The organism is Thermotoga neapolitana DSM 4359 (assembly GCF_000018945.1).
GTDB lineage: Bacteria > Thermotogota > Thermotogae > Thermotogales > Thermotogaceae > Thermotoga > Thermotoga neapolitana.
In genome coordinates this window covers 514,188-530,926 of sequence record NC_011978.1, presented here as the reverse complement: position 1 = coordinate 530,926, position 16,739 = coordinate 514,188, and the positions used below count along the sequence as shown (strand labels likewise).

Below are 16,739 nucleotides of genomic sequence, written 5' to 3'. Positions count from 1 at the left end.
ACTCCATTCTAATTCAAAAATTTTGCCACCATCTGAAATTTGGTTGTAGAATATCTCTGGAGCGGAAAAATCTGGAGGGAGGGAAATGTGTTGAAGAAGGCCTGGGTGAAAGCTCTTGTTCTGGACAGGGTGAGCAACACACCCGTTGTAATACTGGGCATAGAGGGTACCAGCAAGGTACTTCCCATCTGGATAGGAGCGTGCGAAGGTCATGCCCTTGCACTGGCCCTGGAGAAGGTGGACTTTCCCCGTCCTCTGACGCACGATCTGCTCCTGAGTGTTCTCGAATCACTTGAGGCCCGGGTGGAGAAAGTCGTAATACACTCTTTGAAGGACAACACGTTTTACGCCTCTCTGATACTGCGTGATCTCACCTACACCGACGAAGAGGACGAGGAGGCTGCCCTCATAGAGATCGACTCCAGACCATCCGACGCGATAATACTGGCCGTCAAAACCGGTGCAACCATTTTTGTGTCCGAAAACCTCGTGGAAAAGCACGCTATCGAGCTGGAGATAGGAGAAGACAGAAACGAAGAGGAGGAATTCAAAAAGTTCATCGAAAATCTCAACATAGATGTGTTCAAGCAGATGATAGAGAAGAAGAGGGAAGAAGATGAAGAAGGAAACGATTGAGAGAAGAATAGAAGAACTGGTGAAGCCGCACTTCAACCTTCTCACCGAAAGCGCGATGCAGTACTCGGTCACGGCTGGGGGTAAGAGGATTCGGCCTCTCCTTGTGCTCACCGTGGGTGAGGATATTGGGGTGGAAGAGGAGCGTCTCGTCGATGTCGCAGTTGCTGTGGAGCTATTCCATACGGCTTCTCTCGTTCACGACGATTTGCCCCCTATAGACAACGCGGATTTTCGTCGAGGGAAGCCCTCCTGCCACAGGGCCTATGGTGAGGGAATTGCACTCCTTGCGGGCGATGGCCTGTTCTTTCTGGCTTTTTCACAGATAGCAAAAGTCAGAGAACCGAAACTCTTTGAAGAATTCTCAGAAACCGCGTACAAACTTCTTCTGGGTGAGGCAATGGACGTTGAATTCGAAAGGCAAGAGAAAGAGATCTCAGTAGAAATGGTAGAGAAGATGTACTCTTTCAAAACGGGCGCACTGTTTGCCTTTTGCTTTTCCGCTCCTTTTCTCCTGAAAGGCCTCGACCATACCTTCGTGAAGAAACTGGGGGAGAAGTTTGGAGTTGCTTTTCAGATATACGACGATTTAAAGGATGTCCTTGGCTCACTCGAGAAGTTAGGAAAAGATGTGGGAAAGGATGTTAAAAAGGTCACGCTGGTCAAAAAGATGGGGGTTCAGAAGGCAAAGCAGCTTGCCGATAAATACTACGAGGAGGTACTGGAGGCTCTGGAATCAGAGGGACTTCACAGAACCTTCGATTTCTTGAGGAATTTGAAAAAAATGGTGGAGGAAAGATGAGCCTGCTGAAAAAGATCCTGGAGATTCTTCTGAGAAGGAAAATCGTTCTCATATCGTTCCTTGTCGTTCTGGGAGCAGTTTTGATACTGTTCTTTCTTTTTCAGAAAGAGGCTTCCCTCAGGGTTGGGAAAGAGGGAGCGGAATCGGGTTTCATCAATCTCAAGGTGGAGGTACCGAGCGGGGCCTTTGGAAAGCAAAAAGTTCTGAAGATAACCAGAATATCAGGTGACGAGAGAAGAAAGTATTCCGACGCGTTCATAGGGGATCTTTACAGAGTGGAATTCGCTGACGGAGTGAACGAGTTCGCTTTAAAGCCCATTCACCTCAAATATTATTTCGATTCCCAATACTTCAGGGGTGAGAACTACAACAACCTTGCCCTCGCTTACGCAACGGATGATGGAGGATACCGGGTTATCCCTGGTTCAATGATAGGAAAAGACGAAAGGGGATACTTTGTTGAGGCCTTCACCTATCATCTTTCTGTTTTTGGTCTGGTGATGAAAACCGCTGGTTTTCAGAAGCATGGCGTGACTCTTCTGAGAGAGATGGTAACCAGTCCTGCTCCGGCTGTCCTGATAGTGCCGGGGGAAGATCCCACCTTCAAAGGTTCTGTCGGTGATGGTAACATATGGGAGGCCGTGTTTCCCGATCGAACGCTGATGATCTATGAGTACGCTCTTTACGATTCGAGATCTCTTTCCTACAGTGAAGCGTACAGGGAATTTGTGAGGAAGGAAGGACGAAGAAGTTTCATCGACTTTGAGGCGGACTTTCTCTCGAAAGAACTGCTTGAACTCTCGAGGTACGATTTCGACATCCTTGCCCATGGAACGGGTGGTTTGATTGTTTTGAGGATGCTTCAGCGCCATCCTGAGGTGGGGAACGTCAGAAGGGTCGTTCTTTTTTCCACTCCAGTGCGTGGAACCAACGTGGTCAACCCACTGTATTTTTCCTCGATGTTTTTCGAAAAAGATCCAGAGGTGCTCAGTGGAATCTTTGGAGTGGAGTGGACGAAGTTGAAGATGATGACACTTCACATCAGAAACCTCATAGATACTCTGGGAGAGGTGGCACTGGAAATCCTGCCTGATTCTTCGTTGATAAGACAACTGGAAAATTTCAACGGGAAAGATGTGGAAATATTTTCCATCTGTGGAGACACTCCCCCCTACGGTGTCGATGTTTCGGGAACCGAACTGGAGAAGTTCTATCCGGAGTTTGTGAAAGAAAACGGCGACGGATTTGTTTCCATCCAATCGTGTAGAATAGGCAAAACACTGCAACTGAAAGGAAGCTTCTACGATCTTTACTCGCAGAGAGAGAACCTGTCACGGGTGGAAGAACTCCTAGGCTACGAAACTCCCGTTTTCTCCGGGTTCAAAGATGACAGTTACAGAGAGTACCTCCCAGTACAAAATCCAGAGATCTCTTCAGAGAGCCTCAGTCCCCAGGAGGAAAAAGTAGAAGTTGAAAAGAAAGTGTTCCCTCAAAAGTTTCTATCGAAAAATTTCCTGAGGCGGGTTCGATCGCTGACACTATCTTCCTACACAGCGGGATCGACTCTTGGGAAGGATGTGTATGTCGCCACCGGCTCGGGTGTTCTGATGTGGGACAGAGAGATGTTCAAGGGAAGCGTGAAATTTTTCAAGAAGGTGAACGATTACATCTCTTTTCTGAGTAAAGGTGATATATATCTGATAGACAGAGTAGGAATAAGCAGGTACGCACCCTTCCCTGTGAACGTTGATGTAGAAGATGCTTTGATAACAAAAGATGCCATTCTCTATGCACAGATGGTTCCAGGTGGTGTGAGGTACTACCTTTTCGAAGATGGAAAAGAGAAGCTTCTTGCCACTTCACCTGGAATCGGAGTTTCCATAAAAGAAGAGAATGGAAGGTATCTACTTTTGAGTAGCAAGGAGATCATCGTTCTCGATGAAGATTTCGCTGAAAAAGAGAGAGTACTGAGTTCTTTATTTGGAGATGGTGCAGACATAGTCGATGGAACTTTCGTGGATGACGCCCTTTACATACTTTTGAGTGATGGTTCTGTTGCTTATGTCTCAGGAGAGAAATTGGAAATGGGGCATCTGGCACTCTCCGTTCCAGTAAAGATTCTGCGCTTTCAGGAAAAGATATTCGCCATCGGTGAAAATGAGGTAATAGACGTAACAGAGGGAGTCAGGCAGAGTTTCACAAGAAAGATCGTTGACGCATTTGCGGGTGAGGAAGGAATTTTCATTGTGTTTGAGGAGAAGGTGGGAGTATCTCTGGAAGAATGGCGTGTAGAAGGTTGATGCTCCTTTTTTTTCTACTGCTTTCTCTGACGATCTTCTCGAACGATCTTTACACAAACGCCCTGAACGCTTATCTCGAAGGAGACTACAGAAGGGCGTTGAGGTTGTTCGAAGAATCCCTCCAGAAAGATCCGACGATCGAGGAAAGAGATCCTCTTGTGAAGTTGAAAATGGGAATATGTGCCTATGCGATAGGTGACTACGAGAAGGCAAGGGCGTATCTGTCGAACTTTCCAGACAACGTGATAGCCAGAGAGATATTGAACAGACTCAACGTTCCACAGGAAGAGTGGGAAAAGTACGTGAGATCGAAGGCACCATCCGGGAAGTCGAAAACCACCGAGACATCGAAGGGTTTTCCTACATGGCTTTCGATAGTTGTTTCAGGTGGAACGTTCCTGGCCGTCTTTCTCCTGCAAAGGTTGCTTATCAAGCGTATCACGAGAACACCGGAAACTGCAAAAGAAGCAGGAAAAACACTCGAAGAACCTGAAGCCATTCCAGAGGAAATTCCCGCTCTGGAAGAGAAAAAAGAGGCAGACGAGAGGCTCGACGTTCTTGAAGAACTTCTTGGAAGAATTCAGGAAGAAAATACTGGAGAGGAAAGCCTCGATGTGGAAGAGGCTTTGAAAAAAGCAAGAGAAATCTACGAAAGATCCGAGGAAGTACCCGACGATTTGACGGCTGAAGAGGCGAATCTGGATGTAGAGGAAACTCTCAAAGAACTTGAAGCCAAAGAAGAGTACACCGAAGAAGATGCCAGAAAGCTCGTTCTGGCCTTGAAAAAGAAACTAAGGGAGGAATAAAGGTGTGGTACTTTTTTTCTGGTGTTCTCATGGGAGCAGCGAACATCATACCGGGAGTCAGTGGGGGAACCATTGCGGTTCTGATGGGTATATACGACAGGTTGATAGAGGCGATAAATTCTCTGTTTTCAAGAGATTTCAAATCTTTGAAGATTCTCCTTCCCGCTGGATTTGGGCTGCTTGCTGGAGTGTTCGGGTTTGCCAGACTCCTTGAGATCTCTCTGATCAGATATCCTGTCCCGACTCACTTCTTCTTCGTTGGTCTTGTGATCGTGAGTTTTGTGAAGGCAAAGGAGTTTTTTTCTCTTTCTCTGAAGAATCTGATTTTTTTCATTTTCGGTATTTTGTGTGTCTTTCTGCTTTCTTTTTCAGGTGGTGCTGAAAGCGGCGGGGAAGGACTTTTCGTTCTTCCTGTGGCAGGCTTTGTGGCTGCAGCGGCGATGGTAGTGCCTGGTATCAGCGGTTCTCTGATTCTTCTGATGTTTGGTGTGTACGATTCCATTCTCTCCATGGTTTCCCATCTTCTTATCGATAAATTGCTCGTTTTTGGTTCGGGTGTGGTCCTCGGGATTTTCGTTTCTATAAAGGTCATGGGATTTCTCCTGAGAAGGTTCAGGGAAGAGACCTACAGTTTCATAGGGGGGATGATACTGGCGTCTCTCTACCGGGTGTTCCCGAAAGAGATCGTTCTGGAGGACCTTTTTCCATCTGTTCTGACCCTTTCTGCGTCACTCGTTTTTGGGTTTTTGCTTTTGAAACTGGAAAGGAGATTATCTGCGGCTCAGAATCCTTAATGCTTCTTTGATAACTTCGGACGTGGACATGCCGTCCTTGAGTACTTCCTTTATGGCCTTTCTTGCCTGTTTTTCTGGATAGCCGAGAGAAACCAGGGCCTCCAGGGATTCATGGTAGGTCTTCAGGTCTTTTAATACAGTGCTTTCGAACTTTCCCTTCAATTCCATGACGATTCGCTCGGCGGTCTTTCTGCTGATTCCCGGAATCTTTGAAAGTCCCTCAACATCCTGGGAGTTGATCATCGATATCAGGGTGTCCACGTCCTCACTCGAAAGTATCTTCAGGGCTGTCTTGGGACCAAGCCTTGAGACTTTCATCAGAGAAAGAAAAAGATCCTTCTTTTTCCTATCCGAAAAACCGTAGAGAGCAACACCATCCTGAGAGACGCTCAGGAACGTGTACAGATAACACTCCCTATTCTCCTCGAGTTCCTCGCATGTCTGTGTATCGCATGCAATTTCGAAGACTATGCCGGAGTTTGTTGAGACAAAAACGGTGTTTCCATTCTTTTCCACCACTTTTCCGTAGATCCCAGCTATCACAGGTACCACTCCTCACCGATCTTTCCTGTCTCGAGGTACTCTCTGACGTAACCCACAAGAAAGAGAGACCCGCTGACGACAGTTACTGATTTTTCCTCGGCGATCTTCAGCGCTTCGAGGGGATCTTCTATGACATCGACGTTTCCCAGTATCTCCTTTGCAAGTGCAACAAACCCATCGAAATCTTTCATTCTGGGGGAAGGAACCCGTGTGAGGACGATTCTATCGAAAACGTTCCTGTATTCCTTCAAAATGCCAGCTCGATCTTTGTCGTCCAGCACACCGATGATCAGATTCAAAGGTTCTTTGAAATACAGTTTCAGCGATTTCACAAGAGACCTCGCACCGTGGGGATTGTGAGCTCCATCCAGAATGAATCTTTTTCCGTCCTTTTCAATCACTTCGAATCTTCCAAGATTTTTCGCCTTTTTCAAGCCTTCCCGGATCGCCGACTCGCTCACCGAAAGATCGATCGCTTCCAGCGCTTTCAAAGCAACCCCCGCGTTTGTCAACTGATGAGGTCCGTTCATCGTCAAAACAAGGTCTTTCAACACTTTGTCTCCCAGGTAGCTGAACCTGTTTTCGAAGAGTTTCAACGATTCAACCTCCACGGCGAAATCTCTGTTGAGAGCGTACACTTTCGATCCTTTCTTTCTCGCCACCTCTTCTATCACTTTCAGTGCTTCTGTCTTTTCTTCTCCGGTGACAACTGGAACAGAGTTTTTTATTATCCCGGATTTTTCCCAGGCGATCTGTTCGATGGTTGTACCCAGCACTTTCTCGTGATCCCTATCCACCGTTACGATGATCGAGCAGAGTGGGGATACGACGTTTGTGGCGTCCAGACGTCCTCCAAGCCCTACCTCCACAACGGCCACATCAACATTTTTCTCTGCAAAATAGAGAAAGGCCATCGCCGTGACCGTCTCGAAGAAACTGGGAGAAAACACTTCGTTCTCATCCAGACGTTTCAAAACGGGTTCCATTTGCTGATAGATCCTTTCTACATCTTCCTCGGAGATGAACTCTTCGTTCAACCTGATCCTCTCTCTGAAGGTGCTGAGATGTGGTGAGTAATACGAACCCACCCTGTACCCCTGTGCTATGAGAACGTTGCTGATCATGTTCGTGACGGAACCTTTGCCATTTGTTCCTCCAACATGAATGACCCGGTACTTCGTGTGGGGATTTCCAAGAAGGGAAAGAAGCAGAGAGATCCTCTCAAGACCCGGTTTTATCTTACTCATAGGGCGCTTGTGGTAGAGATATCTCAAAATGTCCAGGTATCCCATTTATCGACTCTCACCCCATATCAGATTTTTAAAGGACGTTCCATTTTCCAGAGGAGGTACACCAAACATGTCGGCGATCGTCTGTCCAAGATCCGCGAAGGTTTCTCTGACTCCAATGTACACATCTTTCTTCAATTTCCTGCCGTACCCAAGGAGGGGAACCATCTCCCTGGAGTGGTCTGTTGAAGGCGTCGTCGGATCACATCCGTGATCCGCTGTTATGAACAGCACATCATCCTCTTCCATAGCCTGGAAGATCTCGGGAAGTCTTTCATCAAATTCTTCGAGGGCTCTCGCGTAGGCGACATAGTTGTTTCTGTGGCCGTATTTGGTGTCGAAGTCCACCAGGTTCGTGAACACCAGGCACCTGTGTCTTTTTTCTTTCATGAGGAGGATCGTTTTGTCGATTCCATCGTTGTTGTCCTTTGTTTTGTAATTTTCAGTGACACCTCTTCCAGCGAATATATCGGCTATCTTCCCCACACCATAGACAGGTATGCCGTTCTCTGTCAGGACGTCAAGAAGAGTTCTGCCCTCCGGTTCCAGTGAAAAATCCTTTCTCTCTGGTGTTCTGATGTAGTTGGGCCACTCTCCAGTGAACGGTCTTGCGATGACCCTGGCCACTTTGTATCCCATCTCGTCCAGGAGTTCTCTCGCTATTTGACAGTATCTGTAGAGTTCTTCTAGAGGTACGATTTCTTTCTTGGCGGCTATTTGGAACACACTGTCAGCAGAGGTATAGACGATCAATGCTCCCGTTTTTTCGTGTATCGGTCCCAGCTCTTTTATTATTTCCGTTCCCGATGCGGGTTTGTTTCCTATCACTTTTCTTCCTGTCCTTCTTTCGAACTCTTCTATCAGTTCCTTTGGAAATCCTTCCGGAAAGAGGTCGAACGGTTTTTTCAGGATAACACCGGCAATCTCCCAGTGGCCTGTAGTTGTATCTTTGCCGGGGCTCTTTTCCATCATCTTTCCGTAAACACCCTCAGACGGTTTCACGGGTTTGACTCCTGGTATGTTGTCCAGATTGCCAAGTCCAAGTCTTTCCATGTTCGGCAGGTGAAGTCCTCCCACTGCCCTTGCCGTGTTCACGAGTGTGTTACTTCCCTCATCTCCGTACAGATGAGCGTCTGGCATCGCACCGATTCCGACACTGTCCAGAACGATCAGAACCACTCGCATACTCTCATCTCCTTTTTTCCTGAAAGATTCTATCACGAAGCACGGAAGAATTTGATATTATTAGTAGAGAGCAGAGAAAAATCAGGAGGTGCGTCTATGAAGGAGTATAGGCCCCAGGAAATAGAAGAAAAATGGCAGAAAGTTTGGGAAGAAAAGGGAGTGTTTCATACTCCACAGCGCTCTGAAAAACCGAAATACTACGCCCTTGTGATGTTTCCCTATCCCTCCGGAACACTCCATGTGGGACATGTGAAAAACTACGTCATAGGAGACATCGTTGCCAGGTACAAGAGGATGAGAGGATACAACGTTCTCCATCCGTTTGGCTACGATGCCTTCGGATTGCCCGCAGAGAACGCGGCGATCGAGAAGGGAATACACCCTGAGGAGTGGACCAGGAAGAACATTTCCATCATCAGAAAACAGGTGAAGAGACTGGGTATAAGCTACGACTGGAACAGAGAAATTGCAACTTGTGACGAGGAGTACTACAAATGGACTCAGTGGATATTCCTCCAGCTCTACAAGAACGGACTTGCTTACAAGAAAAAGGCAGCCGTCAACTGGTGTCCAAAGTGCAAGACCGTCCTTGCCAACGAACAGGTGAAGGACGGAAAATGTGAAAGGTGTGGAACGAGTGTGACCATAAAGCACCTTGAACAGTGGTTCTTCAAAATAACCGATTACGCGGAAAGACTGCTGAACGATCTGGAAAAGCTTACTGGCTGGCCCGAACACGTCAAGACGATGCAGAGAAACTGGATAGGAAAGAGCACGGGTGCAGAGATAGAGTTCCCCGTCGAGGGATCGGACACGAAAATAAGAGTCTTCACGACAAGACCCGACACGCTCTGGGGTGTCACCTTCATGGCGCTGGCACCGGAGTCACCACTCGTGGAGGAACTGGTGCCTGATGACAGAAAAGAAGATCTTCAGGCGTTTCTGGAACGTGTAAAACAGCAGGACAGATTCAAGAGAACGTCCGTGGAGGCGGAAAAAGAGGGATTCTTCCTGGGAAGGTATGCGGTGAATCCGGTGAACGGAGAGAGAGTACCCATCTACGTTGCAAACTACATACTCATGGAGTACGGAACGGGTGCCATCATGGGGGTGCCGGCTCACGATCAGAGGGACTTCGCCTTTGCCAGGAAATACGGAATACCCATAAAGGTGGTAATAAAACCTGTGGATGGAGAACTCGACCCGGATAAAATGGAAGAAGCATACGAAGGTGAAGGAATCATGGTCAATTCCGGACCGTTCACAGGAACTCCAAGTAAGGAAGGTATTGAAAAGGTTATAAACTGGCTCGAGGAGAAGGGAATCGGTAAGCGGTCGGTTCAGTACAAGCTCAGAGACTGGCTCATATCCCGTCAGAGATACTGGGGGGCTCCCATTCCCATCATCTACTGCGAAAAGTGCGGAACCGTTCCGGTTCCGGAAGAAGATCTTCCGGTCAGACTTCCAAAAGACGTGGAGTTTCTCCCAACCGGACAGTCTCCCCTCTCTTTCCATGAAGGCTTCAAGAAGACAAAATGTCCGATCTGCGGCGGAGAGGCCCAGAGAGAAACCGACACCATGGACACGTTCGTTGATTCCTCCTGGTACTTCCTCAGGTATGTGAATCCACATCTGGATGACAAGCCCTTCGAACCGGATGATGTGAACTACTGGCTCCCCGTGGACCAGTACATAGGTGGTGTGGAGCACGCCATTTTGCATCTGTTGTACTCGAGGTTCATAACCAAAGTACTTCACGACCTTGGATATTTGAATTTCGACGAACCTTTCACCAATCTTTTCACTCAGGGAATGATATACAAAGATGGCGCCAAGATGTCGAAGTCGAAGGGGAACGTGGTATCTCCCGACGACATGATAGAAAAGTACGGAGCAGACACCCTGAGAATGTACATACTCTTCATGGCGCCTCCGGAAAAAGATGCCGAGTGGAGTGATGCAGGTATCGAAGGAGTGCACAGATTCATCAGAAGGCTCTGGAACACATTCTACACAATTTTGCCGCACGTGAAGGAAGAAACTGTCGAAGGGCTTTCGTTGACAACTCCCGTTGAAAAGGAACTCAGAAGAAAACTGCACAGCATCATCAAAAAGATAACAGAAGATATCGAAGGCGGATTCAAGTTCAACACGGCCATCAGTGGTCTCATGGAACTGATCAACCATCTGAATCAGTACCTGAGCGGTGTACCAGAAGATCAGTGGAACAGAAAGCTTTTGAGGGAGATCGCAGAGAACCTCACACTGGTTCTATCACCGTTCGCACCACATCTGGCGGAAGAGTTCTGGCACGAGCTGGGACAGGAGGGTCTTGTTGTTCAGCAATCGTGGCCATCCTACGATCCAAAAGCCCTTGAGGTCGAAGAAATGGAGATCGCCATTCAGATAAACGGAAAAGTGAGGGACAAGATCCTTGTTCCGGTGGACATCTCAGAGGAAGAACTGAAGAAGATGGTGATGGAGAGGGAAAGAGTCAAAGAATACATCGATGGAAAGACCGTGAAGAAGTTCATCTACGTGAAGGGAAGAATAGTAAATATCGTGATATGAGGTGATAGGATGGCAGAGAAGATTCCAAAGCCCGTTTCGAAAAGACTGGTCAGTTATTACATGTGTCTTGAAAGGCTGATCGATGAGGGGGTCGAAGTGGTCTCCTCGGAAGAACTTGCAAAAAGACTTGACCTCAAGGCAAGCCAGATCAGGAAAGACCTTTCTTATTTTGGAGAGTTTGGAAAACGTGGCGTTGGATACAACGTGGAACATCTCTACAACGCAATAGGAGAAATACTCGGAGTCAAGAAAGAATGGAAACTCGTTGTTGTGGGAGCCGGAAACATAGGACGGGCAATAGCCAACTACGCCGTTATGCGTGAAAAAGGTTTCAGGATAGTCGGGATATTCGATAACGACCCCTCGAAGATTGGAAAAGAAGTGGCACCTGGTTTGATCGTGAAAGACGTGAGCGATCTGGAAAGGTTTGTCAGAGAAGAAGGAGCAGAAATAGGCGTCATCGCAGTCCCTGCTGATCACGCTCAGGGTGTGGCGGAAAGACTGGAAAAATGCGGGATCCTGGGTATTCTCAATTTTGCACCTGTCAAGATCAAAGTCTCCGTTCCCGTTGAGAACATAGACATAACGGCAGCTCTGAGGGTACTCACCTTCGAGATTGTAAGGAGGAGCAGATGAATGGAGTACGATATATACGTGAGGGTATCCAAAGAGGATGTTCATCTTCTGAACTACCTTCTGGAAGTTGAAGAGCACATGTTCAACATCAGAAAGTACGAAGACGGCATTTTGAGGATCATCACCCCCTTTCCAAAAGAAGCGATAGAACTTCTGGAAGGCTGTAAAGAGATGGTCGACCTTGAAATCATCGATGTGAGGGAGAATCCTGGAGAAGCATGAAGAGACTGACGCGAGTGAAGAAGGTGGAAGACATCAACTTCGATGAACTGGTTCGAAGGGGGTACAGATATTTTCTGTTTGACTTCGACAACACCCTTGCTCCTTGGAAAGAGAGAGAACTTCCGGAGGAGAAAAGAAAAATCCTGGAAAAACTGTCGAGCAGAGCACGGGTGGTGATCGTCTCCAACGGCAAGCCGAGGAAAGTCGATCTTCCAGCGACGTTCATCTGGAGAGCGGGAAAACCTCTGAGCTTCAAAGTATGGAGATTTTTAAAGAAAGAAAAGATAGATCCCAGACGCTGTGTGATGATAGGAGACCAGCTTTTCACCGATGTCCTAATGGGGAAGATATTTGGATTCCATGTGATAAAAGTGGAACCGATCAGTCAGAAAGAGTTCCTTGGGACGAAGATATTGAGACTCTTTGAAAAAATGCTGGAGGGACGATGCGATGAAGACAGGTGAGATGAAGATAAACTGGGTTTCCAGGTACATGCCTCTTCTGAACGAGATATCACGGGAATTTTCCGGGAAAAGGCCACTCGAAGGTGTGACTGTTGGTATGAGCATACATCTGGAAGCGAAAACGGCCTATCTTGCGCTCACACTCGCAAAACTTGGAGCGAAAGTTGTTGTCACAGGAAGCAATCCTCTTTCCACACAGGACGATGTGGCGGAGGCCCTCAGGAAAAAAGGGATCACCGTCTATGCAAAGAGAACTCACGATGAAGATGTCTACCGGCAGAATCTCATGAAGGTGCTCGATGAAAGACCCGATTTCATAATAGACGATGGCGGAGATCTCACGGTCATAGCACACACCGAAAGGACCGATGTCCTCGAGAACCTGAAGGGTGTCTCTGAAGAAACCACGACCGGCGTGAAACGCTTAAAGGCTCTTGAAAAATCCGGGAAATTGAAAGTACCGGTTGTGGCTGTGAACGATTCGAAGATGAAGTTTCTTTTCGACAACAGGTATGGAACGGGACAATCCACGTGGGATGCCATTATGAGAAACACGAATCTTCTGATCGCCGGAAAAAGGGTGGTGGTGGCCGGTTACGGCTGGTGTGGAAGGGGAATCGCCCTGAGAGCCTCCGGACTTGGTGCAAAAGTGATCGTAACGGAAGTGGATCCCGTCAGAGCGGTGGAAGCGATCATGGATGGCTTCGAAGTGATGCCGATGAAAGAGGCAGTAAAACTGGCCGATTTTGTTGTGACGGCCACGGGAAACACTGATGTACTCACCGAGGAAGATATTCTGTCGCTCAAAGACGGGGCAGTTCTGGCCAATGCGGGTCATTTCAACGTTGAAATTCCTGTAGAGACACTCGAAAGACTTGCCGTTGAGAAATTCGAAGCACGTCCGAACGTGACGGGTTACGTGTTGAAGAATGGAAAAACGGTCTTTCTCCTTGCCGAAGGTCGACTGGTCAATCTTGCAGCAGGAGACGGGCATCCCATAGAAATCATGGATCTTTCGTTCGCTCTTCAGACTTTTGCCATACTGTATCTTCTGGAAAATCACGCCAGCATGGAACCGAGAGTTTACACTCTTCCGCCCGAGGTGGATGAGAAGGTGGCCATGATGAAACTGAAATCCATGAACGTGAGAATAGACAGCCTGACAGAAAAACAAAGGAGGTATCTGGAGAGTTGGCAGTGAATTTGAAGTACCACCATTCCTGTATAAACTGCAGAGGAGTGAACACCGATGAGAGAAACGAGAGGGGACTTCCGTGTGAAGTGTGTCTTCCCGAGGAGTCCCCTTCTGACATTTATGAAGCTCTTCTCGAGAGAAGAACGTTGAAAGATTATCGCTTCTATCACAGATTCTGGCGTGAGTACGAGGACTTTCGGAATTTTTTCAAGGAAATGTTTGGAAAAAATCTGACGGGGTATCAGCGTTTGTGGGCAAAAAGAACGATCCTGGGAAAAAGTTTCACGATGGTAGCACCAACGGGCGTGGGGAAAACGACGTTCGGGATGGTTGCCTCTCTGTGGCTTGCCAGGAAAGGAAAAAAGTCGGCGCTCATCTTCCCTACAGTGACACTGGTCAAGCAGACCCTCGAAAGATTGAGGAATATGTCAGAAGATGCCAAAATCATAGGATTTTATTCCTCAATGGGAAAGGAAGAGAAAAAGAAATTCGAGGAAAGTTTTGAAAAAGATGACTACCACATACTGGTCGTTTCCACACAGTTCGTCTCCAGACACAGAGAAGAACTCTCCAGAAAGAAGTTCGATTTCGTTTTCGTGGACGATGTGGACGCAGTCCTCAAGGCCTCCCGTAACATAGACACCCTTCTCATGATGGTGGGGATCCCGGAAAATGTCATAAAGAAGGCACTCTCTGCCATCAAACAGGGAAAGATCTATGAAAGACCAGACAACTTGAAAACAGGAATCCTGGTGGTTTCCTCCGCCACGGCCAGACCACGCGGTATCAGGCCCTTGTTGTTCAGAGATCTTCTCAACTTCACCGTGGGAAGACTGGTTTCTGTCTCCCGCAACATCACGCACGTGAGAATTTCCAGAAAGTCCAGAGAACGCTTGGTGGAACTGCTCAGGGTGTTCAGAGATGGTGTCCTGATCTTCACGCAGACGGAAGAAGAGGGAAGAAATCTGGTCGATTATTTGAAAGGTCAGGGAATAAGGGTTGAGGGAACCTGGGAAAGGTTCGAGGAAAATTTCGATGCATTCAAAAACGGCGATATCGATGTTCTGGTGGGTGTACAGGCGTATTATGGGAAGCTGACAAGGGGAGTTGATCTTCCAGAGAGGATAAAGTACGTGATCTTTTGGGGAGTTCCCTCCATGAAGTTTCCTTTGGAACTCGATAGAGCTCCGAAGTTTGTCCTCACCAGGCTCCTCAGAGAATCAGGCCTGATAAAAGGTAGAGAGGTGAACGAAGAAGAACTCAGAAAACTCGCAAAATCACATTTTTCTCAGGAAGAATTTGTAGAGAGAGTGAAAGAGATCTTCAGGGGCTCTGCCGTGAGAGGAGAAGAGCTCATCATTCCCGATATTTACACCTACATTCAGGCTTCTGGAAGATCATCGAGGATACTGAACGGTGTACTTGTAAAGGGTCTAGCCGTGATCTTTGAAGAAGATGAGGAAATCTTCGAATCTTTGAGAACCCGTCTTCTCCTCGTAGCAGAGGAAGAGATTCTTGAGGAATCAGAGGTGGATTGGGAAAAACTCATTCGTGAGGTGGAAGAAAGCAGAAAGAGCCTGAAGAAGGAGTTTTCCGACACTTCCCGTTCTCTCCTGATAGTTGTGGAGTCGCCAACCAAAGCGGATACGATCTCAAAGTTCCTGGGAAAGTCCTCTTCCCGAAGAGAAAGAAATATCCTGGTCCATGAAGCTGTAACGGATGAAGGAATCATTTTGTTCACGGCAACGAGAGGACACGTTTACGATCTTGTCACCAGAGGAGGAATTCACGGGGTTGAGGAAAAAAACGGTATTTTTGTTCCTGTTTACAACTCTCTGAAAAGATGCAGAAGTTGTGGATACCAGTTCACAGAAGATCGAGAAGAATGTCCCATCTGTTCTTCAAAAGACCTCGATGACAAAACTGAGACCCTCAGAGCACTGAGGGAGATATCGCTTGAGGTTGATGAGATCCTGGTGGCAACGGACCCCGATGTCGAGGGAGAGAAAATATCCTGGGACGTGACACAGTATCTGATACCCGCCAACGGATCTCTGAAAAGAATTGAAATGCATGAAATCACAAAATACGGTTTCAAAAAGGCACGGGAGAGTGTTCGTTTTGTCGATTTCAATCTGGTGAAGGCACAGGTAGTGAGAAGAATCCAGGACAGATGGATCGGATTTGAATTGAGTGGAAAACTTCAAAAGCAATTCGGCAAACCAAACCTCTCGGCGGGCAGGGTCCAGTCCACGGTTCTGGGATGGATAGTAGATCGAGAAGAAGAGTATAGAAAAAGCGAAAAAAACTTCACACTCATCACGCTGGAAAACGGCGCACAACTCGAAGTTGAAGGGAAAGTGTCCGTCGATGCCATCAGCGTGTCGAAAGTGGAAGAAACAGAAGAAGACATTGCCCCTCCTCCACCTTACACGACTTCTTCTGCGCTCTCGGAGATATCCCAAAAACTCAGACTGGGTGTTCAGGAGACGATGGATATTCTCCAGGATCTCTTTGAGAAGGGATTCATCACCTACCACAGGACCGACTCGATCAGGGTCTCACTGGAAGGCCAGAACGTAGCACGCAGCTATCTGAGAAAGATCGGCAAAGAAGAACTCTTCACAGGAAGGAGCTGGTCAACCGAGGGGGCACACGAGGCCATCAGACCGGTGAAACCCATCGACGATAAAGAAATCGAGGAAATGATGGAAGAGGGACTGATAACGGACCTGACAAAGAAGCACCTGAGGGTTTACTCGCTCATATTCAACCGCTTTCTGGCCAGTCAGTCTTCACCTGTGAAGGTGAAGAGGCAGTCAGTCTTTTTCGATGTGGAAGGAAAGGAGTTGAAGAAGGAGTACGTGGTGGAAATTCTGAAGGACGGCTGGAATCTCTTCATGCCGTTAACAATTTCTCCACGATTCGAACACAGAAGCTACAGAATTCTTGAAAGAAAGATTTACAAAAAACACACGGTACCTCTCTTCACTCAGGCTTCTATAGTGGAAGAGATGAAGAAAAGGGGAATTGGCAGACCCTCAACTTATGCAAAAATAGTAGAGGTACTCTTCAAAAGAGGATACGTGTATGAGGATAAATACAGGAGGATCAGACCAACGAAACTGGGAGTGATGGTCTATTCGTTCCTCAAAGAAAGATACGAAAGGTTCGTAACAGAAGAGACTACTCGCAGGCTGGAAGAGATCATGGACAGGGTGGAAAAGGGAGAAGAGGATTATCAATCCACACTCAGGCTTTTGTACGAGGAAATAAAATCTCTCACGGAGGAGGGGTAA

General features: G+C 47.4%; 14 protein-coding genes. 11 read left to right on the top strand and 3 right to left on the bottom strand.

The features are described from left to right. Positions 1–90 precede the first annotated feature (90 nt). The 5 genes from CTN_RS02660 to CTN_RS02640 are packed head-to-tail and all read left to right on the top strand — an operon-like array spanning position 91 to position 5,335. A complete protein-coding gene (locus CTN_RS02660) occupies positions 91–636 on the top strand; it encodes a bifunctional nuclease family protein (RefSeq protein ID WP_038066870.1) in 546 nt (181 codons plus the stop codon). Then, positions 617–1,435, top strand: a complete 819-nt coding sequence (locus CTN_RS02655; RefSeq protein WP_015919021.1) for a polyprenyl synthetase family protein — start codon at positions 617–619, stop codon at positions 1,433–1,435. Before CTN_RS02660 ends, CTN_RS02655 begins: the two co-directional genes overlap by 20 nt. After that, complete coding sequence (locus tag CTN_RS02650; protein WP_015919020.1) at positions 1,432–3,735, top strand: alpha/beta hydrolase family protein; 2,304 nt, start codon at positions 1,432–1,434, stop codon at positions 3,733–3,735. The genes CTN_RS02655 and CTN_RS02650 overlap by 4 nt, the downstream gene beginning before the upstream one ends. Then, a complete protein-coding gene (locus CTN_RS02645) occupies positions 3,735–4,541 on the top strand; it encodes a tetratricopeptide repeat protein (protein WP_244857378.1) in 807 nt (268 codons plus the stop codon). Before CTN_RS02650 ends, CTN_RS02645 begins: the two co-directional genes overlap by 1 nt. Before the next feature lie 2 nt (positions 4,542–4,543). Beyond that, entirely contained in the window at positions 4,544–5,335 is a 792-nt protein-coding gene (locus tag CTN_RS02640) for a DUF368 domain-containing protein (protein WP_015919018.1), read from the top strand. On the opposite strand, the gene ruvA is transcribed toward CTN_RS02640, so the two are convergent. From ruvA to CTN_RS02625, 3 genes are read right to left on the bottom strand one after another with little or no spacing between them, the layout of a single operon-like run. After that, complete coding sequence (gene ruvA, locus CTN_RS02635; protein ID WP_038066724.1) at positions 5,312–5,878, bottom strand: Holliday junction branch migration protein RuvA; 567 nt, start codon at positions 5,876–5,878, stop codon at positions 5,312–5,314. The two genes, CTN_RS02640 and ruvA, sit on opposite strands and share 24 nt — an antisense overlap. Next, positions 5,875–7,170 carry a bifunctional folylpolyglutamate synthase/dihydrofolate synthase gene (locus tag CTN_RS02630; protein ID WP_015919016.1) on the bottom strand — a complete coding sequence of 432 codons (1,296 nt, stop codon included), beginning with the start codon at positions 7,168–7,170 and terminating at the stop codon, positions 5,875–5,877. The genes ruvA and CTN_RS02630 overlap by 4 nt, the downstream gene beginning before the upstream one ends. Continuing rightward, a complete protein-coding gene (locus CTN_RS02625) occupies positions 7,171–8,352 on the bottom strand; it encodes a phosphopentomutase (RefSeq protein ID WP_038066721.1) in 1,182 nt (393 codons plus the stop codon). A gap of 96 nt (positions 8,353–8,448) precedes the next feature. On the opposite strand from CTN_RS02625, the gene leuS reads away from it, so the two are divergent. The 6 genes from leuS to rgy are packed head-to-tail and all read left to right on the top strand — an operon-like array spanning position 8,449 to position 16,739. Further along, positions 8,449–10,923 (top strand): leucine--tRNA ligase, encoded by a 2,475-nt coding sequence (gene leuS, locus CTN_RS02620; RefSeq protein ID WP_038066718.1) that lies wholly within the window; start codon positions 8,449–8,451, stop codon positions 10,921–10,923. A 9-nt stretch (positions 10,924–10,932) separates the two neighbouring features. Then, complete coding sequence (locus CTN_RS02615; RefSeq protein ID WP_015919013.1) at positions 10,933–11,559, top strand: redox-sensing transcriptional repressor Rex; 627 nt, start codon at positions 10,933–10,935, stop codon at positions 11,557–11,559. Continuing rightward, a complete protein-coding gene (locus tag CTN_RS02610; RefSeq protein ID WP_015919012.1) occupies positions 11,560–11,781 on the top strand; it encodes a DUF4911 domain-containing protein in 222 nt (73 codons plus the stop codon). Then, positions 11,778–12,245 carry a YqeG family HAD IIIA-type phosphatase gene (locus CTN_RS02605; RefSeq protein WP_015919011.1) on the top strand — a complete coding sequence of 156 codons (468 nt, stop codon included), beginning with the start codon at positions 11,778–11,780 and terminating at the stop codon, positions 12,243–12,245. The genes CTN_RS02610 and CTN_RS02605 overlap by 4 nt, the downstream gene beginning before the upstream one ends. Then, positions 12,232–13,446: an adenosylhomocysteinase gene (locus CTN_RS02600; protein WP_015919010.1), complete on the top strand. Its 1,215-nt coding sequence runs from the start codon at positions 12,232–12,234 to the stop codon at positions 13,444–13,446. Before CTN_RS02605 ends, CTN_RS02600 begins: the two co-directional genes overlap by 14 nt. After that, a complete protein-coding gene (gene rgy / locus CTN_RS02595; protein WP_244857411.1) occupies positions 13,443–16,739 on the top strand; it encodes a reverse gyrase in 3,297 nt (1,098 codons plus the stop codon). Before CTN_RS02600 ends, rgy begins: the two co-directional genes overlap by 4 nt.

Excerpts from the sequence above, each read along its gene's own strand:
- CTN_RS02630 (WP_015919016.1), bottom strand. The coding sequence starts at position 7,170 with ATGGGATACCTGGACATTTTGAGATATCTCTACCACAAGCGCCCTATG.
- CTN_RS02645 (WP_244857378.1), top strand. The coding sequence starts at position 3,735 with ATGCTCCTTTTTTTTCTACTGCTTTCTCTGACGATCTTCTCGAACGAT.
- CTN_RS02625 (WP_038066721.1), bottom strand. The coding sequence starts at position 8,352 with ATGCGAGTGGTTCTGATCGTTCTGGACAGTGTCGGAATCGGTGCGATG.
- leuS (WP_038066718.1), top strand. The coding sequence starts at position 8,449 with ATGAAGGAGTATAGGCCCCAGGAAATAGAAGAAAAATGGCAGAAAGTT.
- CTN_RS02605 (WP_015919011.1), top strand. The coding sequence starts at position 11,778 with ATGAAGAGACTGACGCGAGTGAAGAAGGTGGAAGACATCAACTTCGAT.
- CTN_RS02610 (WP_015919012.1), top strand. The coding sequence starts at position 11,560 with ATGGAGTACGATATATACGTGAGGGTATCCAAAGAGGATGTTCATCTT.
- CTN_RS02615 (WP_015919013.1), top strand. The coding sequence starts at position 10,933 with ATGGCAGAGAAGATTCCAAAGCCCGTTTCGAAAAGACTGGTCAGTTAT.
- CTN_RS02600 (WP_015919010.1), top strand. The coding sequence starts at position 12,232 with ATGAAGACAGGTGAGATGAAGATAAACTGGGTTTCCAGGTACATGCCT.
- CTN_RS02650 (WP_015919020.1), top strand. The coding sequence starts at position 1,432 with ATGAGCCTGCTGAAAAAGATCCTGGAGATTCTTCTGAGAAGGAAAATC.
- CTN_RS02655 (WP_015919021.1), top strand. The coding sequence starts at position 617 with ATGAAGAAGGAAACGATTGAGAGAAGAATAGAAGAACTGGTGAAGCCG.